We start from the raw sequence: 23,624 nt of genomic DNA, 5'->3' as shown, positions 1-23,624 counted from the left end.
CCGGGGAACCGCCCCTATTTTATTCCAGAAACGATGGAAAGTTTGATTTACAGGGTGGTGGCTCGCAAAAAATGAAAATACAAAAGTACGGAGTCGCAAATGAAGGTTATTCCCTGAACAGTTCGCGGTCAAGATTGCGGTACTGGATTGCCTCCGCCAGATGCTGCACTTCGATATTCTCGCACCCTTCCAGATCCGCTATGGTGCGCGAAACCTTGAGGATACGATCATAGGCGCGCATGGAGAGTCCGAGGCGGTTGAAGGCCTGCTTGGCCAGTGCCCGCCCATCTTTCCCCAATGTGCAGAATTTTTTTACCTGTCGGGGACCCATCTCTGAATTGGTCAATATGCCAAGATTTCTGAACCTTTCGATCTGGGCCTGGCGTGCCCTGTTGACCCTTGCTCTGATCGATGCTGTGCTTTCGGGAGCAGCGGTGGCTTCGATCACGGTATAATCAAGCCGCGGCACCTCGATCTGTATATCGATACGGTCCAGCAGTGGCCCCGAAAGGCGGGAACGGTAGCGTTGGATCTGATGATAGCTACAGCGGCAAGCATGACGGGGATCGCCGTAATTGCCGCATGGGCAAGGATTCATGCTGCTGGTAAAGATAAAATCTGCCGGAAATTTCAAAGTGGCGGCGGTTCTTGTAATGGTGACTTCCCTGTCTTCAAGAGGTTGCCGCAATGACTCAAGTACCTCCCGGGTAAATTCCGGCAACTCATCGAGAAAAAGAACGCCCCGGTGCGCCAGGCTCACTTCACCGGGTCTCGGTATCTTGCCTCCGCCGATGATACCGGCGGCAGACGAACTATGATGCGGGCTGCGAAAAGGCCTCGATGTCATCAGGGGGGTATCCGGGGACAGCTTGCCGGCTACACTGTGGATCCTGGTGATCTCGAGCATCTCTTCCAGGGATGGTTCCGGAAGGATGGCAGGCAGGCGGCGTGCCAGCATCGTTTTTCCCGTCCCCGGCGGACCGTAAAAGATTACATTGTGCGAACCCGCTGCAGCAACCTCCAGTGCTCTTTTGGCATTTTCTTGCCCTTTTACCTCTTCCATTCCCAGCCCGGGCAGCGGTGTGGTAGCCAGATTTTCAAGGTCGGGAACCATTACGGGAATATCCTTTTTCCCTGATAAAAATGAAACCAGCTCGGCAAGGTTATCAACGCCCCGCACATTGATACCTTCGATCAAGGAAGCTTCGGCAGCATTTACGGAAGGCACAAAAAGTTCGGTCTGCCCGGAATTCAGGTTGGCAAGAGAAGAGGCAATGGCCAGGGTGCCGGGGACACCTCGCAAGGTACCATCAAGAGAAAGTTCACCAACCATCATGGATCTGCCGATCATCTCCCCATGGGGTATCTGTTCGGTGGCCAGCAGAAGCCCGACAGCAATGGCAAGATCAAAGGCAGGGCCCTCTTTTTTTAGATCAGCAGGAGCAAGATTGACGGTGATGCGTGAGAGAGGAAATTCGAAGCCGCTATTCCGGATGGCAGAGCGGACACGCTCACGGGCTTCCCGTACCGAAGGGTCCGGAAGCCCGATGAGGTCGAAGATGGGGAGGCCAACACCGGAAATATCTACCTCTACCTCGACCGGAAAACCGTCGATACCCAGAACGGCACAAGAGATAATCTTTGCGATCATAACCATATCCTCCTGCAAATGTAATGATTTGCCAGTTTTTAAAGCTCTATTTTGACAATATTCCAGCAAAATCCTTTAATTATATAAAATAAAGGTTTTATCCCCGATTTGCAGAATTGAATCAGCAAAGTTTTAACAGGGAAGGCGATCGGTCACCAGATGAGGACGGATGATACGGTAATAGATGTACAACTGGCAGCACGCAAGGAAGCCCGATTGAACCAGATTTTGCTTTCTACCGGTAGTGCACTGATAGCTTTTTCCGGCGGTGTAGATAGCAGTTTTCTCCTCTTCAAGGCGGTGCGTCTGCTCGGAAATGAGAACGTGATTGCCGTAACCGCTGCCTCGATTCTCCGCCCATCAGAAGAGATGGAACAGTCCCGTCTGATAGCGGGAAATCTGAAGGTAAGGCATATCATAGTTGAAACCGATGAACTGGGACTGGAAAAAATTCATGCAAATCCACCACAAAGATGTTACTATTGCAAGAAAGAATTGTATGAGAAAATGGTTGCTCTGGCAAGAAAATATGGAAGCAAAACAGTCATGGACGGTACCATAACGGAGGATGAGGAAGAATATCGCCCCGGTTTGAAAGCAACAGCGGAAACCGGAGTGGAAAGTCCACTGAAGGAAGCACGGTTGACCAAGGAAGAGATACGTTATCTTTCACGGAAATATGGCCTTGTTACCTGGAATAAGCCGACGACTACCTGTTTGGCAACCCGTTTCCCCTACGGTGAGAAACTGGATCGCGAAAAGCTCATGCGTGTGGCCGCAGCGGAGCAGGTTTTGCGAAAAATGGGCATTGCAGGCACCTTGAGAGTACGGTCGCACGGGAAACTGGCCCGTATCGAGATCGGGCAGACGGAGATTCCCGGGCTGCTGGAGAAACGGAAAGAATTGGTCAGTAAATTGAAGGATCTCGGTTTTGATTATGTTACACTGGATCTGGAGGGATTCAGATCGGGAAGTATGGACATGCATATTGCCGACAACAAGGGATGAGACGAATTCCTGCAAGAATTCTCTTTTCGCCATAAAAAACCCTTGTCAGGCGGTTTCCCGGGAATAAATAAAGAAAGGCAAGATCTGGATGTATGGAAACAGAAATTCTATATTGATCATTTTTGCGGGCCTTTTACTGATGGCCGCGGGGTTATGGCGCGGAGAACTTTTTCCAGTCCTGCAGAAGGGGATTGCGATCTGCCTGGAGTGTATAGGCCTGGGATAGTTGGGATGTAACCAATGAACTTCAGAAGAAAAATAGCACAAATCATTGCTTTTTTTGTTGCCAATCCCTTTCCGGGCAACTTTTACCGGGGGCGTATTTATCAGGGACAGCTTAAAGGAGCCTGTGTTCCTGTTCTGAATTGCTATTCATGCCCGGCAGCGGCCGGTTCGTGCCCCCTGGGAGCGTTGCAGGGTATGGTTGCAGCCCCTCATCACAAATTTCCGATGTACATCTTTGGCTTTCTGCTGGCAGCCGGGGGGCTGGCAGGCCGCTGGTTCTGCGGTTGGCTCTGCCCATTCGGCCTGATTCAGGAACTGATAGGGAAGATCGGAAGGAGGAAGTTGCACGTTCCGTATCCGCTTACCCTTTTCAAGTATCTGCTACTGATCCTGTTGCTGCTGCTGCCGATACTTTGGGTTGACAGTGACGGTTTCGGCGCACCTTACTTCTGCAAATATATCTGTCCCGAGGGTACTCTTGCGGCCGGGATACCACTTCTGCTGGCAGCCCCCGAGCTGTGGAACATGGTCGGGACAATCTTCTATTTGAAAGCAGGGATGCTGGTTTTTATCCTGGGTGCCTCGACAGTGATCGACAGGCCATTTTGCCGAACAATGTGTCCGCTTGGTGCTTTTTACGGCCTCTTCAATCGCCTGGCATTGTTCAGAATCCATCATCATACGGAAAAATGTATTTCCTGTGACCGTTGTCGCCGGGTATGCCCGATGGAACTTGATCTTCCCGGACAGTTGAATTCAACCGAGTGTATCCGCTGCCTATCCTGCATGCAAATCTGCCCTACGGGAGCGATCACTTTTGGAGCAGCCCCTCAAAGCAATAAAACAATGTTGAAAGGAAGGAATAACGATGTCGAGAAACAGATGGATCATTCTGCTGGTGTCCATCATGATCCTGGCAATGTTTAACATGGCATCCTGTACAACATCTTCTACCGGGGACGATCCTGTCAGCATGACTGCGGAAGGAAACATCTTCAGTACCAGGAATGTCATGACGGGAGAGACGGTCAATTTCCCCGGCGAATGGAGCGGGAAAAATATTTATCTCAATTTCTTCATGACCACATGAACACCCTGCCGTCAGAAGATGCTGCAGTTGCAGCCTTTGATTGAAGAATATGAATCACGTGGTCTTGTTGTGATAACCGTAGCCGGCGACAGGGATCAACAGGTCAGGAAGTTCTGGGAGAAAAACGGCCTGGATATAACAGTTTTATCGGATGCGAATTACAGCATCGCCACATCTTTTGGAATCCAGGGGTTTCCCACCGGTTTTTTCATCGACACCGAGGGCCGGATCGTTGATAAAAAAGTGGGGTGGGGAGATACGTCACTGAAAGAATGGAAGGAAAGAGCGGACAGGATGTTGCCGGAATAGACCGTTTGATTATTGCTTTGTAACGGAACAAGGTCAACAATAATTGTTTGGAAAGGAGTGGGGAGAATTTGATCGATTTGAAAGATCGGATCATCTGCGCCCTTGATTTTGATGATCCCGCGAGGGCACGAGGACTGGTGGAGGAACTGGGGGAAACGGTTAATTTCTACAAGGTCGGCATGTTGATGCAGTTTCTTGGGGGGCGGGAAATGATTGCCTGGCTCCTTGACAAAGGAAAAAAAGTTTTTCTGGACATGAAATACTATGATATCCCTGAAACAGTGGCCAGCGTGGTCGAGCAGGTGGCACGGACGGGAGTGGATTTTCTAACAATTCACGGAAACAGCAAAATCATCGAACAGGCAGTCAAGGCGCGGGGGAATACTCCTTTGAAACTCATGGCCATCACCGTGCTGACCAGCATGGATGCCGATGATTTGGAGGAACTGGGGTTTTCATGTCCGCTTCAGGAGATGGTCATGTACCGTGTCAAGAAAGCGGTCGACTTCGGCTGTGATGGCATCATCACGTCTGGCAGGGAAGCAGGCTTGATCAAAAAAACCTTCGGATCCGGGATCATCACCGTTACTCCGGGCATAAGGCCTTCCGGCACGGATCTGCATGAACACAAACGTGCGGTGACCCCGGGGGAGGCCATCTCTTCAGGAGCCGATTACCTGGTGATCGGCAGGCCAATTTACGGGAGCCCCGATCCGCGGCAGGCCGTGGAGAAAATCATGGAAGAAATGATGATTTACTGATTGTTTGGTTTGAATACAGAAATTTGACCGCTTCCTGCATAAAACGGTGAATCCTGAGCACACCTAGTATGGCCGGATTGTTTTAGACCAATATCTATTTGCTGAACGGGGTGTGACCGTATGAAAGTGGCGGTTAACGAGGATTGTATTCTCTGTGGGGTCTGTGAAGACCTCTGCCCGGAAGTGTTCGCCCTCGGGGATGAGTTCGCCTTCGTAAAGAAAAAAGTTATCGATGAAGAAGATGAAAAGTGCTGTATCGAGGCGGCAGAGCAATGTCCCAGTGATGCCATTGAAATAGAGGAGTAGCTGCAGAAGGGCGGTAAACGCCCTTTTTATTTTCGGAAATCCGGGCGGGGATTTTCAGAAAGACGTACGGAATACTACTTGCGGGATAATGCATGGCTGTCACGCTTTCCGCAGCCCTGCCCCGTATCTATTTCCGGGGCGAGGGCAATGATGATACAGTGTTCAAAATGAGTCAAGGCAGAAATATCTTTTCCTGGAAGGTAAAATGATAATCAAATAGAATACAATAGGTAATTTAAACAATACACACGAAGAATCGGGAGGAAGAAAGGAGTCGGGATGGATGGTCAAAACAAGTTTGAAGGTTCTGTCTTGTTGCCTGGCTGTATTTCTATTTACCATGCTTTCCGGGAGCGGCAATGTGGCCCTTGCAACTGAGGTTCACATACCGGACCCGCAACTGGAAGCGTTGATCCGGGTTAAGATAAACAAGCAGAACGACCCCATAACTGTTGGGGATATGGAGTCATTGACCAATTTGAATTTAGCGAATGGGGAGATAGCTGATTTGACCGGCCTCCAACATGCGACCGGGTTGAAGTCGCTCAATCTGTCTCACAACCTTATCAGCGATCTCTCTCCCCTTGCCAACCTTACCAACCTGGAGTGGCTTTTCCTGGGTTATAACCGTATCAGTGACATTTCACCACTCAACAAGCTTGTCAACCTGGAACGGCTCGTACTTTCTGAAAACAGGATCAGTGTCATCACTTCACTCCGCAATATGAGCAAATTACACGAACTGCTTCTGTCGGGAAATATGGTTACAGACATTTCGGCTCTTGCCAAACTGACCGATATGAAATACCTTCGCCTTGGAAATAACCTGATCGAAGATATAGCGCCTCTGCAAAACATGGTCAAAATGGAAAAGTTACACCTTGAAAACAACATGATCGGCGATATGGCACCTCTGAAAAAGATGACCAAAATGTTGTTCCTATCCATTAACAACAACAAGATTCTCAAGATCGAGGGACTTTCGGGCATGACCGAGCTGGAATGGCTTGTCCTGGGCAGTAACGGGATCAGCAAAATCGAAGGGCTTGACAAACTGGTCAACCTTGAAGGTCTGGACCTGGGCAGGAATCGGATCACCAGGATCGAGGGGCTTGACAAACTGGTCAACCTCAAAGGCCTGAGCCTGGATTGGAATCAGATCGGCAGGATCGAGGGGCTTGACACACTGGTCAACCTCAAAGATCTGGACCTGGCCAGGAATCGGATCACCAGGATCGAGGGGCTTGACAAGCTGGCCAACCTTGGATACCTGAGCCTGGATTGGAATCAGATCGGCAAGATCGAGGGGCTTGACAAGCTGGGTTATCTTTATTCACTCTACATGACCGGTAACAGGATCACCAGGATCGAGGGGCTTGACAAGCTGGCCAACCTTGGATACCTGAGCCTGGATTGGAATCAGATCGGCAAGATCGAGGGGCTTGACAAGCTGGCCAACCTCAAAGATCTGGACCTGGCCAGGAATCAGATCAGCAAGATCGAGGGGCTTGATAAGCTGGGTTGTCTTTATTCACTCTACCTGACCGGTAACAGGATCACCAGGATCGAAGGGCTTGACAAGCTGGCCAACCTTGAAGAGCTGAACCTGGGTCAGAATCGGATCACCAGGATCGAAGGGCTTGACAAGCTGGCCAACCTCAAAGATCTGGACCTGGCCAGGAATCAGATCAGCAAGATCGAGGGGCTTGACAAGCTGGCCAACCTTGAAGAGCTGAACCTGGGTCGGAATCAGATCACCAAGATCGAGGGGCTTGACAAGCTGGCCAACCTTGAAGAACTGAACCTGGGTCGGAATCAGATCACCAGGATCGAAGGGCTTTCGGGATTGAAGTATTTATATTATCTTTTCCTGAAAGAAAATAAAATCACGGACATCTCGGGCCTCGGGGGTCTTGTTGCCCTGAGAGGAGTTGACCTGAGATACAACAAAGATCTAAATCTTGCCCCGGGCGAAAAGGCAAGGTGGGTTATTTCCTCCCTGGAAGATCAAGGGGTAATCGTTATCTACATGCCCTATGGAGATCTTGATGGCAATGATGAAATCGATGTGCAGGATGCCATTGTTGTATTGAGGGGTATCGTGGGATTGATATCATTCACAGCGGAACAGGAAGTGTTTGGCGACGTCAATCTGCAAGATGGTGTCAATGTCCAGGATGCAATTCTGATCCTGCGCTATATCGTGGACCTGATCGATGATTTTCCCCTAGTGGACAAGTTGTTCGGTTTTTCTAATGGATGAGTGCTTTGAACCGCCGCATCTTCGTCAGCCATGAGGATTTGAAAGGGTAAAAGGAGGCGGCGGTTTTCGAATCTCGATGTCAGGTTACGATTGCAGGTTACGCGAAGTTGATCGTTGCAGGTGAGATGCAAATATGCTAATATATCATTTGCGGGCCGAAGTGGCGGAACTGGCAGACGCGCGCGACTCAAAATCGCGTGGGCTTGGCTCATGTGGGTTCGATTCCCACCTTCGGCACCACTTTCCCTGTAGAGGCATCTTCTATAAACAATGAAAGGGTTCGAAAAAAATGGGCAAAGTATGTGAGATATGCGGCAAAAAACAGAGTAGTGGTTTCACTATCAGCCACTCCCATGTGAAGACCAAGAGGGCCTGGAAACCAAACATCCAAAGAATACGTGTATCCCTGAAGAAGGATTGCAACCGTAAAATGAATGTTTGCACCACCTGTATCAAATCGGGCCGGGTGACAAGAGCAATCCGGAAAACCGTTTCACAATAACGGCTGGCTTGAATATTGCCGCGGCCGCGGTCAAAAACATGGCTTGGACGGGCCATTTTTTGGTTGTAGAAACAGGCATAGATTGTTTTGCAGGACTCGGCCCCCCGGTAAATAAGGCATCTTCAAGGAAGTTGCAAGCAAGTTGTTATGGACAGGATGATATTTTGAATCGATCCTGCATGGGTTTAAAAATAGCATCGCACGACTGGAAAACAGGAGTATTTCCAAAATGGCAAAAAAAATCTACCGTTCCGCTACGGATAAAATGATCGCCGGGGTATGCGGCGGCCTGGCAGACTATTTTGATGTCGATCCCGTGTTGATCAGGTTGTTGTGGGTTCTGGCTTTTTTTGCAGGAGGAATGGGGTTGCTGGTTTACATCGCTGCCTGGATCATCATTCCGGAGAAAAAAAACCTGCATGAGCATATTCCTGACGCAACTGTCGGGGAAGAGGAACTGCAAACGGTGGAAAGTTTGCCTCAAGATGCTGAATCAAGCAACAGGAAGGGGTATCTGATTGTAGGCCTGATAGCCATTTTTATCGGCCTGTTTCTCCTGATGAAGCAATTCATGCCCTTTCTTCCCTGGCACAATGCCTGGCCCATTATCATTATTCTGGTGGGCATCGCCATCGTTTTGAGCGGACTTGCGGGTAAAAAAGATGAATGAAAGAAAGATATTCTGGGGTTTATTTTTGATCATTGCCGGTATCACGCTCGGTTTGAGCAGTTTTGGTGTGATAGAATGGGGTTTCTGGTGTTTCTTTCTGCCCCGATTCTGGCCGGTGCTGTTGATAGCTCTGGGCATCTTCATCATTTCCGGCAGAAATCGTTTCTCCCTGGGGTTGGTTCTGCTGATCATCGCCGGAACCGTTGTTGCGGGCATCTGGCTCTGGGACAATCATGATTGCAAAAAAAGGGGGAAACATTTCATCAGCGGTGAAGAAATGCTTGCCCTTCCGACTGGCATCGATGTCGCCAATCTCGAACTGGCTTTCGGGGCGGGCAGTTTGAGAATGGGGGGAAACAATGAAAGGCGACTGGAGATCATGTACAGCGGTGATATCTCCGGGCCTGAAATCAAATCCAATTTCAGGGAAAACAAGGCTGAATATCTGGTCAAACAAACATCCGGCTCTTTCCCCCGTTTTTCATCGGAAATATTGAACGGGGAATGGAACGTCAGATTGCCGCGTAGCGTTGCATGGGATCTCGATCTGGAACTGGGCGCAACCGGTGCGGATCTGGATTTCAGAGAAATCGATTTGAAATCCCTGGATCTGGAAATCGGTGCCGGGAATATCACCATCCGCCTGGGGGAGAGGGGAATGGAGACGAGGTTGAGTATCGATGCCGGGGCCTCGAGGGTAAAAGTAATCGTGCCGGATTCAATGGAACTGGACATTGAACTGGATGGTGGCCTGGTCAGTTCCAATCTCGAGGATCAGGGTTTGACAAGGAAGGGAAATCATTATGTTACGGAAGATGTATCATCTTCCAGAATGACCCTCAATTTTAGCGGTGGGGCCAGCAGGTTTGAACTGGAACGGCATCCGCCATCCATTCAATCTTGAACCCTTCATTTTTCATCTTCAGGTAAAGCAAAGCAAGTTGGCCGAATTTTGAACTGCCCCAGATCCATGTTTCACCCTCCGGAAACAAACCACCTTCTGCCTTTCCTGTATCATCTCCAGATTTTCCGGAACAACATCTTGCCGGGGTCTGCTTTTGACAAAAAAGCCTGCTGATCATGCTGCTCTCTCAACAGGCCGGAGAATTGTCAACCCCTATTTTTATTGAACAGGGAAATGATTCCCTTCAATATTGCGGCAACAAGGCCGGGGGCTTTGACAGCGTAAAATTTCATCATGATAATCCTCCTTTCACAGGGGGTCGGGGGCATGGGGATTGCTACCAGCAATGCGGATTATAAGAATATATGTGCCATCCAGCCAGTACAAGCAAAGAACCTAGCAAGAGTGGCAACACAAAGAAAGGCACCGTCTTGACAACGAGGACCAATCCCCCCAGAGCCAGGAAAACCCCTCCGCCTTTTCTCAAGATCAAGGACTTTCTTCTCCTTGAATTCATTTTTTGAACCTCCATAGAAACAACAACTTGCGATCGGTTTATATTATATTCAGCATTTGCAGGGATGTGATTCATAATTTCGCCAATTATGCTGAAAAGAAATTTTGCCAACGTGTATTGTCGTGATATAGAAAGGCCCTATAAAAAAATGGCCGCAGGTGAAACCTGCGGCAAAGCCACCGATATCGATCGGTGACCGGGAGAGGAGAAACCGGAGGAAGAGCTTATGGGGAACATTGTTGCTTCATTGATATTATTTAACATGGAATCCTGTTTTATACCTTCATATAAAATATTTTTCCCTTCTTTTTAAAATATTTATAATCCGTTTCTCATCACGGGAGGATGGATCCGCAACTGTCCAGGATGTCACCCGAAATAGCACGCCTTATCATGGGCCTGATCAGGAAGTTCACCATGAGCCGGCAGGCTCCTGTTTTTCAACGATATGGATCATTCTGCTGCCCCGAAAGAAATTATTTTATAATCGGAGAGGAAGCATGATAAAATAAGCTTGAAAATTCTTGTTGCAAAATAATTCCTGTACAGGGGTGCACCAACATGAGAATTATCGGGGGTTCTTGCCGTGGAATCAGAATAAAAGCCCCGCGTCGCAAGGAGGTCAGGCCCACGCCCGACATGGTCAGGGAGGCTCTGTTCGATATCCTGGGGGAACGGGTCCGGGGGCAAAATTTCGTCGATATCTTTGCTGGAAGCGGAGCTGTGGGTATCGAAGCTCTGAGTAGAGGAGCCAAATCCTGTACGTTCATTGAAAATAATTTCATGTGTGTTAAAATAATTATTGAAAATTTAAAAAATGCTGGTCTGGATTCCCGGGCCTCTATTCTGAGAACCGATGTTCTGGCCGCAATAAAAGTAATATCCAAGAAAAAAGGGGATATGCCATTTGTATACCTGGATCCTCCTTACAACAGCAACCTGATACCCAAGGTTCTGAATGCCATTTCAAGCAGCAATCCACTCCCGCCGGGGGGGATGGTTATTGTAGAGCATCATAAGCGGAAAAATATTTATGCGGAAAACTGGGTCATGATCGACAGGAAATATTACGGAGACACGGCCCTGAGTTTCTTGAAGATGAAAGATTCGGAGAGGGGGTATTAAGACCAAAATGAGAAGGGCAATCTGTCCCGGAAGTTTTGATCCCGTTACCAACGGGCACATTGATATTATCAGAAGGGCCAGCAAGGTGGTTGATCATCTGACCGTGGCTGTGCTGGACAATCCCCGTAAAAAAGGACTTTTTACCTTTGAAGAAAGAATGAAAATGCTCAAATCGGTAACCAGGAATTACCGCAACATCGAAATTGATAGTTTCAGGGGGTTGCTGGTTGATTACGCTCGCCAGAAGGAAGCCTGTATAATCATCAAGGGGTTGAGAGCCATTTCTGATTTTGAATTTGAGTTCCAGATGGCTTTGATCAACAACAAATTGGATCCTCGTCTGGAGACCATGTTCATGATGACCAGCAGCAAGTATGCTTACCTGAGCTCCAGTATCGTTAAAGAGGTTGCTTGTTTCGGTGGCGATATCAGTGCCATGGTGCCGGAAGAAGTCCACGACTTCATCATAAAGAAGATCAACACCTCTACGTTTTGATCTTCAGGAAAACAATTCTTATTTTTTTGATCAATGTTCCGATCAGAACCATGGCCATCAGTGTTCCCAAAAAAATCAACAGATGGTAAAGCATGAATCGGCTTCGCTCCCACCAGAAGGAAAAAGTGCCCGCAGGGGTCATCTGGTAGAAAGCGGGAAGGGCAACTTTGGCGAAAAGGGGAAATACGGGGCCAGCCAGAATTGCCGAGTAAAGGCCAGCCAGAATTGCATGCAGGGCCCGGCAAATGATGTAGGAATTTATTTTTATATCAGTCTTGCTGATGATGCTGGCTACCTGTGCATGAACAGATAGGCCGCTCCAGGCAATGATGAAACCGCAGATGATGACGATATCTTTCAATGGCGCGGATGCCGATCCGGCCAGTTTACAGCCCAGATCGATTTCAAACAGTCCGCTGATCAAAGCAGGGGCCAGTTGCACGGAGATACCCAGAAATTCCAGCAGATTTGCCAGCATGGCAACCATCAATGCTATTCCCCCGATTCTTTCAAGGATCCTGATGATAACCGAAAAAAGAATGATGAATCCTCCGACGAGCAACAAAGTGTTGATTGAACTCATGATGGCATCGCTGAGCAGCTGTCCCAGCGGGCGACTGTCCTTTTCCCGTGCTTCCAGCAAAGCTTTTATCGAACGTGAAAATAGATTGCCGTTTCCAGTTTTCCCGGGAGGGGAAGAACCATCTCCGCGTTTGTAAAAACGCATTAGAAGGCCGATGGTTACGCTGGATAGGTAATGGGCCACGGCAATGATGACACCTGTTTCCGGATGTCCGATCATTCCCACGGCGACAGCTCCAAACATGAAGAGAGGGTCGGCGGTATTGGTAAAACTTAAAAGCCTTTCGGCCTCGACCCCCGTGCAGAGATTCTGTTCCCTGAGCCTGGTGGTCAGAAGAGCCCCGATGGGAAAACCGGAAGCCAACCCCATGGCCAGCACGAAAGAACCCGCCCCCGGAACATTGAAGAGTGGACGCATGATCGGCTCCAGGATGACACCCAGCATATGTACCACGCCCAGGCCGATCAATATATGTGAGATGATAAAGAAGGGCAGAAGCGCGGGAAAGACAATTTTCCACCATATCTCCAATCCGTTCACGGAGGCATCGAAGGCGTCTTCCGGAAAAAGAATCACGGAGACAGTCAGGCCAACGACAAGGAGGGCCAGCACAAGGGTCATGAAATCACGATTGGCGAACGACTTTTTTCTATTTTTTCTGTAGCTATGGAAGAAATATGCTGCTGGCACGATAGCCAGAAGGATGTAATATGGCATGATAACTCCTGTTATTCATAATCCTGTCAAGGGACATCGCTTATTATATATGGATCGAAAATTGGATATAGAACTTCTTTTGATAATGCTGACAACGGTTCCGGGCGAAAAAATGTTGTTTTTGCCTTCATTGAACACCTGATAAAAAATGGATCCGGTTTTTATTTTTTGACCGGTTAATAATTGGTTCCCTTTGCTGTATAATACTAATTATCAAGTGCAAATTTGCGGATTGCAGGATGCGTGCAATGAAAACCATTTCCTTCTTGCCAGGACGACGTCTTCCGAACCCGCTCATGCCAGGAACAATATATTGAACCGAAAAGAGGGGAGACACTTGAAAAGAAATACCAAGGTTGCACTGGTTGTTTTTCTGTTGTTGATACTGGCATCGTTTGTTCCCACGCCATACCTGATTTTGAAACCCGGCACTGCTGAAAATTTAAGCCAATTTGTTGACGTCGAAGGAGGGTATCACCGGAACGACGGGAATTTCTATCTGGTTACAGTGGGGCAACAGAGGGCAACCCTCTTCTGGTTGATTTACGGTTTTTTTCATCCCTATATCGATGTTCTGCATCAAAACAAGGTGATCCCTTCGGGGATAAGCCAGCAGGAGTATATAAACATTCTGGAAAAGTGGATGGAAGAGAGCCAGTTATTGGCGAAATTTATTGCGTTGAGGAGAGCCGGAAAACCTGTGGATATCGAAGGCAAGGGCATTGCCATACGTGCATTTGCAAACAATAGTCCCGCAGAAGGCATATTGCAAGCTGATGATGTCATTGTCAAGATAGATGGTGAAGATGTTCATTTTGCTGACCAGGTCCTGGCCATCGTTCAGAACAGAAAAATCGGGGAATCTGTCAAACTCACGCTGCAAAGGAATGGGGAAGAATTCAATGCCGAGATACCCACCGTTCCACATGTTGATGACCCCCGCAAACCTGCCCTGGGCATAATTATCACCGCACTTGGGGATTGGAAACTTGACATGCCCATGGAAATAGATATCAAGACGGGAAATATTTCAGGGCCATCTGCAGGGATGATGTTTGTGCTGGAGATCATCAACCAATTGTTGAGCGGGGACCTGACGGGAGGGCATGATATCGCGGGGACGGGGACGATCAGCTATTACGAGGATATCGGGGAAATCGGCGGGGTCAGGCAGAAGGTGGTAGCTGCAGAGAGGGCAGGAGCTGAATTTTTTATTTTGCCGGAAGAAAATTACGGTGAAGCCATGAAGGTTAACAAAAAGATGGAACTGGTACCGGTTAAAAATTTACAAGATGTGATGGCCTTTCTTGCCGAAATAAATATGTCTTCCTCCTACAAAACCAGGTTTTCTTCCGCTGATATCCCGACCATTCTGGAAAACATCCAGGTTTCAGGGTACTATTCCGGATATAGCCTTCAGAACTGGGCAATCTAAGTTATAAAATATGATGATCGATATTATGATGATCGATATTCTGGAGGCAATACATGGAAAAGAATGAACCGGGTGGAAAGGAAATAGTTCCGTTCATAGGCGGCCTGGCACTCTGGGCCTGGGACAATGTGATAGCCAGAAGAAAGGGCAGGACTGCTCTTTATACCTTGACCGGTCTCCTTCTGCTTGGAGGCGGAATCCTGTCTTATTTCATCATCAACAGAATTGCCCGGAGCCCATCAAGGAAACCATTCCCGCATTCTTGATTCTTGCAAGCAAACCGGACGGGAACAGGGGAAATATGGCGGTTCAAAAGATTGATCTTGGTCACGGTGGGATGACGGCACTTTTGTTCGGCAATGTAAATCGGGCCGGGTGTGGGCTGGCGATTTCCGGCAGACGAAAGACAGCATTGTATGAGTATCGGGATTCCAGAATAAAAGTTGTTGACTTGAAAATGGAGCCTGCTACCGCTATAATATTGTTAGCGGGTGTCAAGAAGAAAATAGCTAACAGATTGAGTAAACCGGGTAGTCGCAGGGGAACCTTGAGATTCTCCTGAGGAAAGTCCGAGCTCCAGAGAGCAGGGTGCTGGGTAACGCCCAGTGGGGGTGACCCCAAGGATAGTGCCACAGAAATAAACCGCCCCACTTCAAACTTGAATGGGGTAAGGGTGCAACGGTGCGGTAAGAGCGCACCAGCGGCTGGGAGACCAGTCGGCTAGGTAAACCCCACCCGGAGCAAGACCAAATAGGAGGGAGATGACGTTGCGCGCAGATTCCTCGGGTATGGTCGCAAGAGGTGTCAGGCGACTGGCATCCACAGATAGATGACTACCGCCTCGAATTATGCGAGGAACAGAACTCGGCTTACAGGTTTGCTCAATAAATCAGGGCACATCATTTGTATGGTGTGCCCTGATATATATACGGGCAGGAATGACACGATTTCACGACAGATATTCCTGGTAACTCCGGATAGATGACCGGGGGAAATAGAGGATAGATGAAAGTTGCTGAAATCGGCAAGGTGAAACAGGGCCAAATTCAACTTGAACATTGTTCAAGGGGTGTTCGTGGAACGAATATTGCTTGCAGAAGTGGCGGGTATTGTTATGATATAATGTTTGACAGAAAGAAGCAAAAAATGGACGGGGGGCAATCAGAAATGCATGAAAAGCATCGGGTGATGAACAAGGAAAAGATAATCAAGGACGATGGGCGCTATCTCATATTTTATTCCTTTACCCCTGAAAGAAACGACGAGAAAAATGGCGGGGAGGAGAAGCATAGATGTCGGAGCTGAGGTGGAACCCCATCTGTCGTGAGTGGACCGTTACAGCCACCCACAGGATGGACCGTACCCTGTTGCCTCCCCGGGAATATTGTCCACTATGCCCCACGAAAAAGGGGGGCTTCACGACCGAAATACCACGTGAGAATTTTGAAATAGTGGTATTTGAAAATCGTTTTCCCAGTTTCAAAATACCGCCGCCAAAGATAGAGGCGGAGAGTATCGATCTTCACCCGGTAAAGGAATCCAGGGGGGTCTGTGAAGTCGTCGTTTACTCCCCGGAGCACCATGGAAGTATGGCTACTCTGTCGCATGAACAAATTGTAAATCTTATTCGGGTCTGGAGAGATCGCTACGAGGAGCTGGGGCGTAAAAAGGAAATTGAATATGTTCTCATCTTTGAAAACAAGGGAGAGGAAGTCGGGGTGACGTTGCATCATCCTCATGGTCAGATTTACGCTTTTCCTTACCTCCCTCCGATACCTGAACGGGAGCTATCCTCTGCAAGGGATTATCGTAAAAAAAATGATGGAAAATGTCTCTTTTGTGATGTTTTGAGGATTGAAGAATCTGAAGGTTCGCGTGTTGTTGCCTCCAACAAGGATTTCACCGCATTTCTTCCTTTTTACGCCCGATATCCCTTTGAAGTGCATATTTATAGCCGTCATCATCGCTCTTCCTTGAGCGACCTGACCGCGGAGGAAGATCAAAATCTTGCTTCCATTCTGCAGAAAGTTGTGCGCGGATATGATGCGCTATTCGAGACTTCCTTTCCCTATCTCATGATCTTGCACCAGGATCCGGTCAAAGGCAAGCGGGGCCTGAATCATCTTCATTTTGAGTTTCTTCCACCTGTTAGAGACATGGGAAAATTGAAATTCCTGGCCGGATGTGAACAGGGAGCCGGCACTTTCATCAACGATTCCATTCCCGAGGAAAAAGCAATGCAGCTTCGACGAAAAATACCCCAAAATTAACGATGGAGGTGTCTGGATTGAAAATCGTGGCAAGGGCTCCTGGAAGGGTAAACCTCATCGGGGAACATACCGATTACAACCTGGGCTTTGTTCTGCCAATGGCTGTAAACATGGGCATCACGGTGGTAGCAACCGGGCGCGAGGATGGTGAGGTGCACGCCCACGCTCTGGATAAAGGTGAAAAATATACTTTTTCTCTTGCCGAACTGAAGCCGCGCCAAAAGATAAGGTGGTGGAGCTACATTGAAGGGGTTTGCTGGGCGTTGATGAAAAAGGGGTATGAGATCCGTGGAGCCGACCTTTCCTTCGGGGGAAATATTCCCATAGGTGCTGGTTTGAGTTCCTCGGCAGCGCTGGAGGTGGCCGCGGCATCGGCATTTACATCTCTGAGCGATATTGAAATTGACAGGCGAGAATTGGCTTTGATCTGTCAGAAAGCGGAAAATGAATATGTAGGAGTGATGTGCGGCATCATGGATCAATTTGCTTCAGCCCTGTCAGCGCCGGGTCACGCTCTTTTTATTGATTGCCGCAGCCGGGATTTTGAAACGGTACCGGTTGATCAGAGCAAATATACTTTCATGATCATCGACAGTCGTGTCAGGAGAAGTCTTGCCCATTCTGAATACAATCGCCGCCGCAAGGAGTGTGAGGAAGCTTTATCCATGATTGCAGCCATCACGGCCAGACCCAAAGAATCCTTGCGGGATGTTACCCTTGATGAATTGAATGAAGCCCGCCCCATGATGCCGGATACCCTGTTCCGGAGAAGCCTGTATGTTCTTGAAGAAAACGGGAGGGTCAAGGATGCGGTGAGGGCTCTGATCGACAAGGATATGTTCTCCTTCGGAAGACTCATGAACTCCTCCCACCGCGGCCTGCGCGATCTATTTGAAGTTAGCTGCAGGGAGCTGGATGCCATTGTCGATGCCGCGCAAAATTATGATGGGGTAATGGGGGCCAGAATGACAGGTGCCGGGTTCGGCGGCTGCGCCGTGGCTCTGGTTGAAAAAGATCGGGTCACCGGACTTCAACGGCAAATCCTGGATGGGACGAAAAGGGTTTTGCCCGGGAAGCCCCTGTTTTACGTAACTCCGGCGGCCGACGGTTCATCAACAAGGTTGATGGAAGAAAAGTGAGTGCAAAATGGTATTGGCGGATGGTCAGTCGCGGAAACCCTCCGGATTGTTTTTGTGCCAACGCCATGCAGTATCGATGATGGTGGACAGATCGGAAAACAGCGGGGTCCAGCCCAGATCTTTTTTGATTTTCCGCGAACTGGCTACCAGCACCGAGGGGTCCCCTTTTCTTCTGGAGCCAACCTGGTAACTGATGTTTTTGCCGGTGATTTTTTTCGCCATGTCGATAACTTCTTTGACCGAGTACCCACGTTCGTTGCCAAGATTGTATACTGCCCGTGTAATTCTGTTCTCAAGCAGCGCCCTCAGAGAAAGTATATGGGCGGAAGAGAGATCCTTGATATGGATATAATCACGGATGGGAGTTCCGTCCCTGGTCGGATAATCATCGCCGAAAATGACTACTTTATCTTTTTTCCCCAGAGCCACTGCCAGGACAAGGGGGACAAGGTGTGTTTCCGGTGAGTGATCCTCCCCGATATTTTCCTCGGGATCCGCACCAGCAGCATTGAAATACCGCAAGGAAATATAGCCAAGTGATCCCGTTTCGGCTACACGGGCCAGTATCTTTTCAATGAAATATTTTGATTCCCCGTATGGATTGGTTGGATTCAGGGGATGGCCTTCTTCAATTGGTGTTTCATGCGGTTCACCGTAAACTGCAGCGGTGGATGAGAAAACAAGCAACCTGGTTCCGGTCAGTTGCATCGCTTTGAGAAGGTTCAACGTACCGACCACGTTGGTATTGAAAGTGGCCAGCGGGTTGGCGACAGAATCGGAAACGATACTTTTGGCCGCAAAATGAATCACTGCCTGCGGCCTGACTTTCAAAAGAATTTCCCGCGTCATCATTTCATCCAACAGGTCAGCTTCGATAAATTCTGCCGCGGGGGGAACTGCCGCCCTGTGGCCGGTGCTTAAATTATCCATCACCGTGACCCTGAAATTTTTACCGATAAGTTCATTTACCACATGGCTGCCGATATAGCCGGCACCTCCAGTGACAAGAATCAAAATAAACCCCTCCCAATTTCAATGTAGTAAAAATGGCAACAAGCCAGGCAAGCTCGGTTATTTTTGACGGCAGATTCATTTTGCTTCATGCGGAAAAACATGCATCCCCCATCAATATATGGTAAAATAATTATATCATATTGCGGGTTGGATGATGTCCATGGTAGATGGGATTATCAATACTTTGAACGACGTCCTGATCAAGGCGATCGATCCTGCTGAAGGGGCCTCCAAAGCAAGGTCAGACAGTACCACCATTGCCCGTATGCTGGCAAAGGTTATCGACATGAAGGGGGAGCAGGCGATATTGCGCTGGGCAGGAGGCAGTTTCCCGGCCAAGGTTGAAACGCCGGTTTACAAGGGGGAATTTCTCCTTCTGGAGTACTATGCCCAGAGGGGGGAAAAATTGCTGTATCGCATATTGGCACGTACCGAAACGCCAACCAGGGGTACGCCTCTGAGCCTTCCGCTGGCCGATTCCCTCTTGTGGAGTCTCCTGGTACCTTTTGCGCATCAGAACTACCCGGTCTTCATCCGATATTACCCCCAACGAGAAAAGAAAAGTGGCACGATTCTGAGGGAGAACCCGATGGTGGAACTGGTTGTGGAAACCAGAAATCTGGGCCTGGTAATGGTTCGTGTAGGAATCAAGAAAGACGGTTTCAGCTGTGTTTTCCTTGTAGAAACCAGGGAGGCCGGCAGAAGGTTGGAGGAAGAAGTCAAGAAATTGATCGAAGCGGAGGGGCGGGAAATTGCTCCCGGCAAAGAGTTGTTGTCATGGGCGGTTTATCCGGTTAGAGAAGAGATAGCCAGGGAATTTGCCGGGGGAAATATTCATCTTAATGTACGGGTATGATCGGTTTCCGGAGCGAAAAACAACCATCCAAGGGGAAAAACCATGACCAGGTCAGATGATCATTTCGATATAAGAAAAGCGGTGGCACTTCGTTATCGCCAGGGCGAAGACAATGCTCCCGTTGTCGTGGCTAGCGGGCAGGGGTGGTTTGCGGAGAGGATCATGGAGATCGCTGCCGGCCATGGCATCAAGATATTCCAGGATGAAAATCTGGTGGAAAGTCTCAGGGTTCTCGATCTCGGGGAGGAGATTCCCGTGGAATTGTACGAGGCTCTGGCCACAATTCTGGCTTTTGTATTCAAGGCGGATAGAGAGCTGGACAAGGAGAAATAATCAATTTGGATGATTTCATAAAAATAATGGGTACCGCGGGTGCACGCTTCGTGGTAAAGCAACAACTGCGATCTTCGGCCGGTACCTGGTGCCGTTTCGGAGGGACCAATTTTCTGATCGATCCCGGGCCGGGTACCCTGGTCAATTGCTTTGCCAGCACGCCCAAACTTGATCCTGATCTCCTGGACGGGATCTTGCTTTCCCACAGGCACCTGGATCATTCAACCGACCTTAATATCATGGTGGAAGCCATGACCAATGGCACCTACAACCGCCGGGGGGCAGTTTTCCTGCCTGCATCGGCTGTAGACTTTGAACCTGTATTGTTCAGCTACCTTCAGGCGGCAGTGGAAAGGATGGTTATCCTGGAAGAGGGTGGCCGGTACGAGTTCTGTAACATCAAGTTCTCCACTCCGGTAACCCACCTGCATCCGGTGGAGAATTACGGGTTCAAATTTGAACTTCCATACGGGAAAATTTCTTTTATCACCGATACGGCATATTTTCCCGAACTGATCGATCATTACCGTGCCGATATGCTGATCATCAATGTCGTTCTTTACGAACCGGTGCAGGCCCGACATATTCAGCATCTCGACCTGGTAAGGGTCAGGGAATTGATCAGAAACATCAGACCGGCTGTAGCCGTATTGACCCACTTTGGAACGACGATGCTGGCAAATAACCCCGACAGGTTGGCAGAAAATTTGACCGAGGAAATCGGAGTAAAAGTGATTGCCGCCAGCGATGGTATTTGCATCAATCCACGACATTATCTGCAGTCTTGATGTTTTTCCGGATCATTCACCCACTTTCATGGAGTATATTTATCCAGAGGATGATTTCTCAGGCAGGCAATTGTTACGGTGTGCAGAATGCTTTTTTCGGCGCCAAAAATCGCTTCTTCCCCTGTAAAATGAGCCAAAAAGAGAGGAAAAAGCTACATTTATTTCTGTATGTGTTAAAATAAACGAAGATTGTTGCTATTGGTTATTGATTCAAGCAAGGAGGAAAATCATTTGGCGGTTATGAAAAAAATTACACCCGCGGAACAATTGGAAATCATAAAAAGAAATACGGTTGAAATTATCCCCGAAGGGGACCTGTACAGGAAACTGAAAGATTCCTATGAAACAGGAATACCTCTGAAATGCAAACTGGGCTTTGATCCATCGGCCCCGGATTTGCATCTTGGGCATGCGGTTGTCCTTCACAAGATACGTGAATTTCAGGATCTTGGCCACGAAGCGGTCATCATACTGGGGGATTTTACAGGGCGCATCGGTGACCCCACCGGCCGCGCGGAGGCCAGAAAACAGATGTCCGAGGAAGAAGTGCTGGCCAATGCCCGGACTTACCGCGAGCAGGTATATAAAATCCTCGACCCCGCAAAAACAGAATTGATTTTCAACAGCAGCTGGCTTGCAGAATTGAAATTTGCCAGGATCATAGAGCTGTCTTCAAAGATCACGGTGGCCAGAATGCTTGAAAGGGAAGATTTCAGCCGCAGGTACCGTGAAGGCGTACCCATCAGTCTGCATGAATTTTTCTATCCGCTGATGCAAGGTTATGATTCCGTCGCCATTCGCGCGGATGTGGAATTGGGTGCCACCGAGCAGAAATTCAATCTGCTCATGGGCAGGTTCCTGCAGAAAGAATACGGTCAGGAACCCCAGATCACATTGACAACCCCCATTCTGATTGGAACCGATGGGCTGCAGAAAATGAGCAAAAGCCTGGGCAATTATATCGGTATAACAGATCCTCCGGGGGAGATGTACGGAAAGATAATGTCCATCAACGATGAATCGATGTTGGAGTATTTTTCCCTGGCCACACGCCTCTCACCCGGGGAAATTGAAGGGATAAGAAGGGATTTGGATCGAGGCAGACTTCATCCCCGCGATGCCAAGATGAGATTGGGGCACGAGATAGTCGCTCTATATCATGGGAAGGAAGAGGCTTCCAGAGCCGAGGAGGAGTTCCGTCGCGTTTTTCAGAGACAGGGACTGCCTGATGAAATACCCTTGATACACCTTGATTCCTCCAACTGGGAGACACCTGCAGATCTGATCCGCCTGCTGGCTCATACGGGAATGGTGAGCAGCAACAGTGAGGCACGCAGGCTCATACAGCAGGGGGGGGTACGTGTCAACGGCAAGAAAATCAAGGAAATGAAAACAAACATCGATATAAGTGAGGAAACTTTACTGCAGATTGGCAAGCGAAAATTCATCAAGGTGCTCATCAAGTAAATCTAAAATCGAAACAGCAGACATAATTATAATCTTCCGGCCATAGTATCAATAGATAGGGGGATTATATATTATGTTTCGACACCGACGTTTTTTGCCGGAAGGCAAGATGCGAGCATTGATTTCATTTGTTTTCATCACCCTCATCCTGTTTTTGATCATAGAGGGGTTTATTTTTGTTGAAAGCAGATTGCGCCCCAATATCATTTCTATTGCAGAAGTCAGGGCCGAGAATATAGCTACCGAAACGGTAAACCAAGCAATCATGGAAAAGATCGCCGGAGATGTTTTTTACCGGGAACTGATCCTGATCGAGAAAGATGACAATGGTAAAATAGTTCTTGCCCAGCTCAACACGGCGGAAGCAAACAGGATCATTTCCGAAACTGTCCTGATTACTTTGGATACGTTGAAAAATGTCGAAAAGATTGCTTTTGATATTCCTTTGGGTGAAGTGATGGGCAGTTATCTGTTGGCCACATATGGCCCCCGCATACCGGTACGCTTGATTTCACCCGGGAAAGTAAATGGCAAATTGCATGATTCATTCGAGGAAGCCGGAATAAACCAGGTAAGGCACAAGATATATTTGCAAATTGGCACCGAGATGCGTATCGTCATCCCTTTCATTTCCTCGCCCATCCATATTGACGTTCAGGTGCCGATAGCTGACGCTATCTACCCCGGCGAGGTTCCAGAGACCGTGGTCAACATTGAATTTCCTTTCTAGAAAATCAAGATGCATTTTTATTCTTTGTTTTGAAAAAAACTGGAACAACATGAATAAATTTTTGCAGTGAGCCTGGGCTACAATATTGAATTCAAATCAGTTATGGAATTCATTTGATCGATGTTGAAGTATTCTATATTTTCTGCCTTGCAGATGGATAGGTGCTTGCTTCCCATTTTGCTGTCGTTTTGCAAGGGCGAACATGCCCAGCGTGGCTTGACATTGCTGCTTTTCTGTGCTAATATAGGCAATGCCAAAAAGGCAATAAATGAACGTTCTTTGAAAACTGAACAGGGCGAGTCAATGTTTTGTGTTTTTGGTTCTTTGATTAGAGAATCGTATTTCGAGTAAAATTTCAAGGATTGAACTGGAGAGTTTGATCCTGGCTCAGGACGAACGCTGGCGGCGTGCTTAACACATGCAAGTCGAACGGGAAGTAGCGTAGCTTGCTATGCTACGGATAGT

Annotated in this window: 27 protein-coding genes, 1 tRNA gene, 1 rRNA gene and 1 other RNA gene; 26 read left to right on the top strand and 4 right to left on the bottom strand. The window is 48.3% G+C overall.

The annotated features are described in order from the left end of the window. Positions 1–106: 106 nt before the first annotated feature. Positions 107–1,651 (bottom strand): YifB family Mg chelatase-like AAA ATPase, encoded by a 1,545-nt coding sequence (locus GX364_07735; GenBank protein NLI70735.1) that lies wholly within the window; start codon positions 1,649–1,651, stop codon positions 107–109. A 159-nt stretch (positions 1,652–1,810) separates the two neighbouring features. On the opposite strand from GX364_07735, the gene larE reads away from it, so the two are divergent. The 11 genes from larE to GX364_07680 all read left to right on the top strand — a co-directional run bounded on the left by larE (position 1,811) and on the right by GX364_07680 (position 9,689). After that, complete coding sequence (gene larE, locus GX364_07730; GenBank protein NLI70734.1) at positions 1,811–2,659, top strand: ATP-dependent sacrificial sulfur transferase LarE; 849 nt, start codon at positions 1,811–1,813, stop codon at positions 2,657–2,659. 240 nt (positions 2,660–2,899) lie between these two features. Beyond that, entirely contained in the window at positions 2,900–3,811 is a 912-nt protein-coding gene (locus tag GX364_07725; protein NLI70733.1) for a 4Fe-4S binding protein, read from the top strand. Beyond that, entirely contained in the window at positions 3,753–3,974 is a 222-nt protein-coding gene (locus GX364_07720; GenBank protein NLI70732.1) for a hypothetical protein, read from the top strand. The genes GX364_07725 and GX364_07720 overlap by 59 nt, the downstream gene beginning before the upstream one ends. A 27-nt stretch (positions 3,975–4,001) precedes the next feature. Beyond that, positions 4,002–4,283 carry a TlpA family protein disulfide reductase gene (locus tag GX364_07715; GenBank protein NLI70731.1) on the top strand — a complete coding sequence of 94 codons (282 nt, stop codon included), beginning with the start codon at positions 4,002–4,004 and terminating at the stop codon, positions 4,281–4,283. Positions 4,284–4,330: 47 nt separating this feature from the next. After that, complete coding sequence (gene pyrF / locus GX364_07710) at positions 4,331–5,044, top strand: orotidine-5'-phosphate decarboxylase (GenBank protein NLI70730.1); 714 nt, start codon at positions 4,331–4,333, stop codon at positions 5,042–5,044. A 120-nt stretch (positions 5,045–5,164) separates the two neighbouring features. Further along, on the top strand, positions 5,165–5,350 hold the full coding sequence (locus GX364_07705) for a ferredoxin (protein NLI70729.1): 186 nt from the start codon (positions 5,165–5,167) through the stop codon (positions 5,348–5,350). 283 nt (positions 5,351–5,633) lie between these two features. Beyond that, the gene (locus GX364_07700) at positions 5,634–7,613 is read left to right on the top strand and encodes a leucine-rich repeat protein (GenBank protein NLI70728.1); all 1,980 of its coding nucleotides are present in this window, start codon (positions 5,634–5,636) and stop codon (positions 7,611–7,613) included. A gap of 154 nt (positions 7,614–7,767) precedes the next feature. Then, a tRNA-Leu gene (locus GX364_07695) sits at positions 7,768–7,853 on the top strand. Positions 7,854–7,902: 49 nt separating this feature from the next. Then, a complete protein-coding gene (locus GX364_07690) occupies positions 7,903–8,115 on the top strand; it encodes a 50S ribosomal protein L28 (GenBank protein NLI70727.1) in 213 nt (70 codons plus the stop codon). A 229-nt stretch (positions 8,116–8,344) separates the two neighbouring features. Then, complete coding sequence (locus tag GX364_07685) at positions 8,345–8,785, top strand: PspC domain-containing protein (protein NLI70726.1); 441 nt, start codon at positions 8,345–8,347, stop codon at positions 8,783–8,785. Further along, positions 8,778–9,689 (top strand): hypothetical protein, encoded by a 912-nt coding sequence (locus GX364_07680; protein NLI70725.1) that lies wholly within the window; start codon positions 8,778–8,780, stop codon positions 9,687–9,689. The genes GX364_07685 and GX364_07680 overlap by 8 nt, the downstream gene beginning before the upstream one ends. Before the next feature lie 337 nt (positions 9,690–10,026). Here the strand turns inward: GX364_07680 and GX364_07675 are convergent, their stop codons facing one another. Beyond that, positions 10,027–10,182: a hypothetical protein gene (locus tag GX364_07675; protein ID NLI70724.1), complete on the bottom strand. Its 156-nt coding sequence runs from the start codon at positions 10,180–10,182 to the stop codon at positions 10,027–10,029. A 369-nt stretch (positions 10,183–10,551) separates the two neighbouring features. On the opposite strand from GX364_07675, the gene GX364_07670 reads away from it, so the two are divergent. The 3 genes from GX364_07670 to coaD are packed head-to-tail and all read left to right on the top strand — an operon-like array spanning position 10,552 to position 11,827. Next, positions 10,552–10,710: a hypothetical protein gene (locus tag GX364_07670; protein ID NLI70723.1), complete on the top strand. Its 159-nt coding sequence runs from the start codon at positions 10,552–10,554 to the stop codon at positions 10,708–10,710. 57 nt (positions 10,711–10,767) lie between these two features. Continuing rightward, a complete protein-coding gene (gene rsmD / locus GX364_07665) occupies positions 10,768–11,331 on the top strand; it encodes a 16S rRNA (guanine(966)-N(2))-methyltransferase RsmD (protein ID NLI70722.1) in 564 nt (187 codons plus the stop codon). Positions 11,332–11,338: 7 nt separating this feature from the next. Further along, positions 11,339–11,827: a pantetheine-phosphate adenylyltransferase gene (coaD, locus tag GX364_07660; GenBank protein ID NLI70721.1), complete on the top strand. Its 489-nt coding sequence runs from the start codon at positions 11,339–11,341 to the stop codon at positions 11,825–11,827. Here coaD and ylbJ read toward each other — a convergent pair. Beyond that, entirely contained in the window at positions 11,817–13,031 is a 1,215-nt protein-coding gene (ylbJ, locus tag GX364_07655) for a sporulation integral membrane protein YlbJ (GenBank protein ID NLI70720.1), read from the bottom strand. The two genes, coaD and ylbJ, sit on opposite strands and share 11 nt — an antisense overlap. 433 nt (positions 13,032–13,464) lie before the next feature. Here ylbJ and GX364_07650 point away from each other — a divergent pair, with 433 nt between their 5' ends. The 6 genes from GX364_07650 (at position 13,465) to galK (ending at position 17,971) form a co-directional block, all read left to right on the top strand. Continuing rightward, positions 13,465–14,562: a PDZ domain-containing protein gene (locus GX364_07650; protein NLI70719.1), complete on the top strand. Its 1,098-nt coding sequence runs from the start codon at positions 13,465–13,467 to the stop codon at positions 14,560–14,562. Between the two features lie 53 nt (positions 14,563–14,615). Next, on the top strand, positions 14,616–14,828 hold the full coding sequence (locus tag GX364_07645; GenBank protein ID NLI70718.1) for a hypothetical protein: 213 nt from the start codon (positions 14,616–14,618) through the stop codon (positions 14,826–14,828). A gap of 252 nt (positions 14,829–15,080) precedes the next feature. Next, positions 15,081–15,450, top strand: an RNA gene (gene rnpB / locus GX364_07640) — RNase P RNA component class A. 117 nt (positions 15,451–15,567) lie between these two features. Continuing rightward, a complete protein-coding gene (locus GX364_07635; GenBank protein ID NLI70717.1) occupies positions 15,568–15,867 on the top strand; it encodes a hypothetical protein in 300 nt (99 codons plus the stop codon). Then, the gene (galT, locus tag GX364_07630) at positions 15,855–16,832 is read left to right on the top strand and encodes a galactose-1-phosphate uridylyltransferase (GenBank protein ID NLI70716.1); all 978 of its coding nucleotides are present in this window, start codon (positions 15,855–15,857) and stop codon (positions 16,830–16,832) included. The genes GX364_07635 and galT overlap by 13 nt, the downstream gene beginning before the upstream one ends. 17 nt (positions 16,833–16,849) lie before the next feature. Further along, a complete protein-coding gene (galK, locus tag GX364_07625; GenBank protein NLI70715.1) occupies positions 16,850–17,971 on the top strand; it encodes a galactokinase in 1,122 nt (373 codons plus the stop codon). A gap of 24 nt (positions 17,972–17,995) precedes the next feature. Here galK and galE read toward each other — a convergent pair whose 3' ends face one another. Further along, a complete protein-coding gene (gene galE, locus GX364_07620; GenBank protein ID NLI70714.1) occupies positions 17,996–18,988 on the bottom strand; it encodes a UDP-glucose 4-epimerase GalE in 993 nt (330 codons plus the stop codon). 157 nt (positions 18,989–19,145) lie between these two features. Here galE and GX364_07615 point away from each other — a divergent pair, with 157 nt between their 5' ends. The 6 genes from GX364_07615 to GX364_07590 all read left to right on the top strand — a co-directional run. Continuing rightward, positions 19,146–19,841 carry a hypothetical protein gene (locus tag GX364_07615; GenBank protein ID NLI70713.1) on the top strand — a complete coding sequence of 232 codons (696 nt, stop codon included), beginning with the start codon at positions 19,146–19,148 and terminating at the stop codon, positions 19,839–19,841. 42 nt (positions 19,842–19,883) lie between these two features. Then, positions 19,884–20,174 carry an FhlB domain-containing protein gene (locus tag GX364_07610; GenBank protein NLI70712.1) on the top strand — a complete coding sequence of 97 codons (291 nt, stop codon included), beginning with the start codon at positions 19,884–19,886 and terminating at the stop codon, positions 20,172–20,174. A 5-nt stretch (positions 20,175–20,179) separates the two neighbouring features. After that, positions 20,180–20,962 carry an MBL fold metallo-hydrolase gene (locus GX364_07605; protein NLI70711.1) on the top strand — a complete coding sequence of 261 codons (783 nt, stop codon included), beginning with the start codon at positions 20,180–20,182 and terminating at the stop codon, positions 20,960–20,962. 240 nt (positions 20,963–21,202) lie between these two features. Further along, the gene (locus GX364_07600) at positions 21,203–22,429 is read left to right on the top strand and encodes a tyrosine--tRNA ligase (GenBank protein ID NLI70710.1); all 1,227 of its coding nucleotides are present in this window, start codon (positions 21,203–21,205) and stop codon (positions 22,427–22,429) included. 109 nt (positions 22,430–22,538) lie between these two features. After that, a complete protein-coding gene (yunB, locus tag GX364_07595) occupies positions 22,539–23,159 on the top strand; it encodes a sporulation protein YunB (GenBank protein ID NLI70709.1) in 621 nt (206 codons plus the stop codon). Between the two features lie 365 nt (positions 23,160–23,524). Beyond that, positions 23,525–23,624 (top strand): 16S ribosomal RNA (locus GX364_07590); the annotation flags it as partial.

This window comes from Bacillota bacterium, from assembly GCA_012518215.1.
Taxonomy (GTDB): domain Bacteria; phylum Bacillota; class Dethiobacteria; order DTU022; family PWGO01; genus JAAYSV01.
The sequence above is the reverse complement of the archived record's forward strand: the minus strand, read 5'-3'. Positions and strand labels throughout refer to the sequence as shown.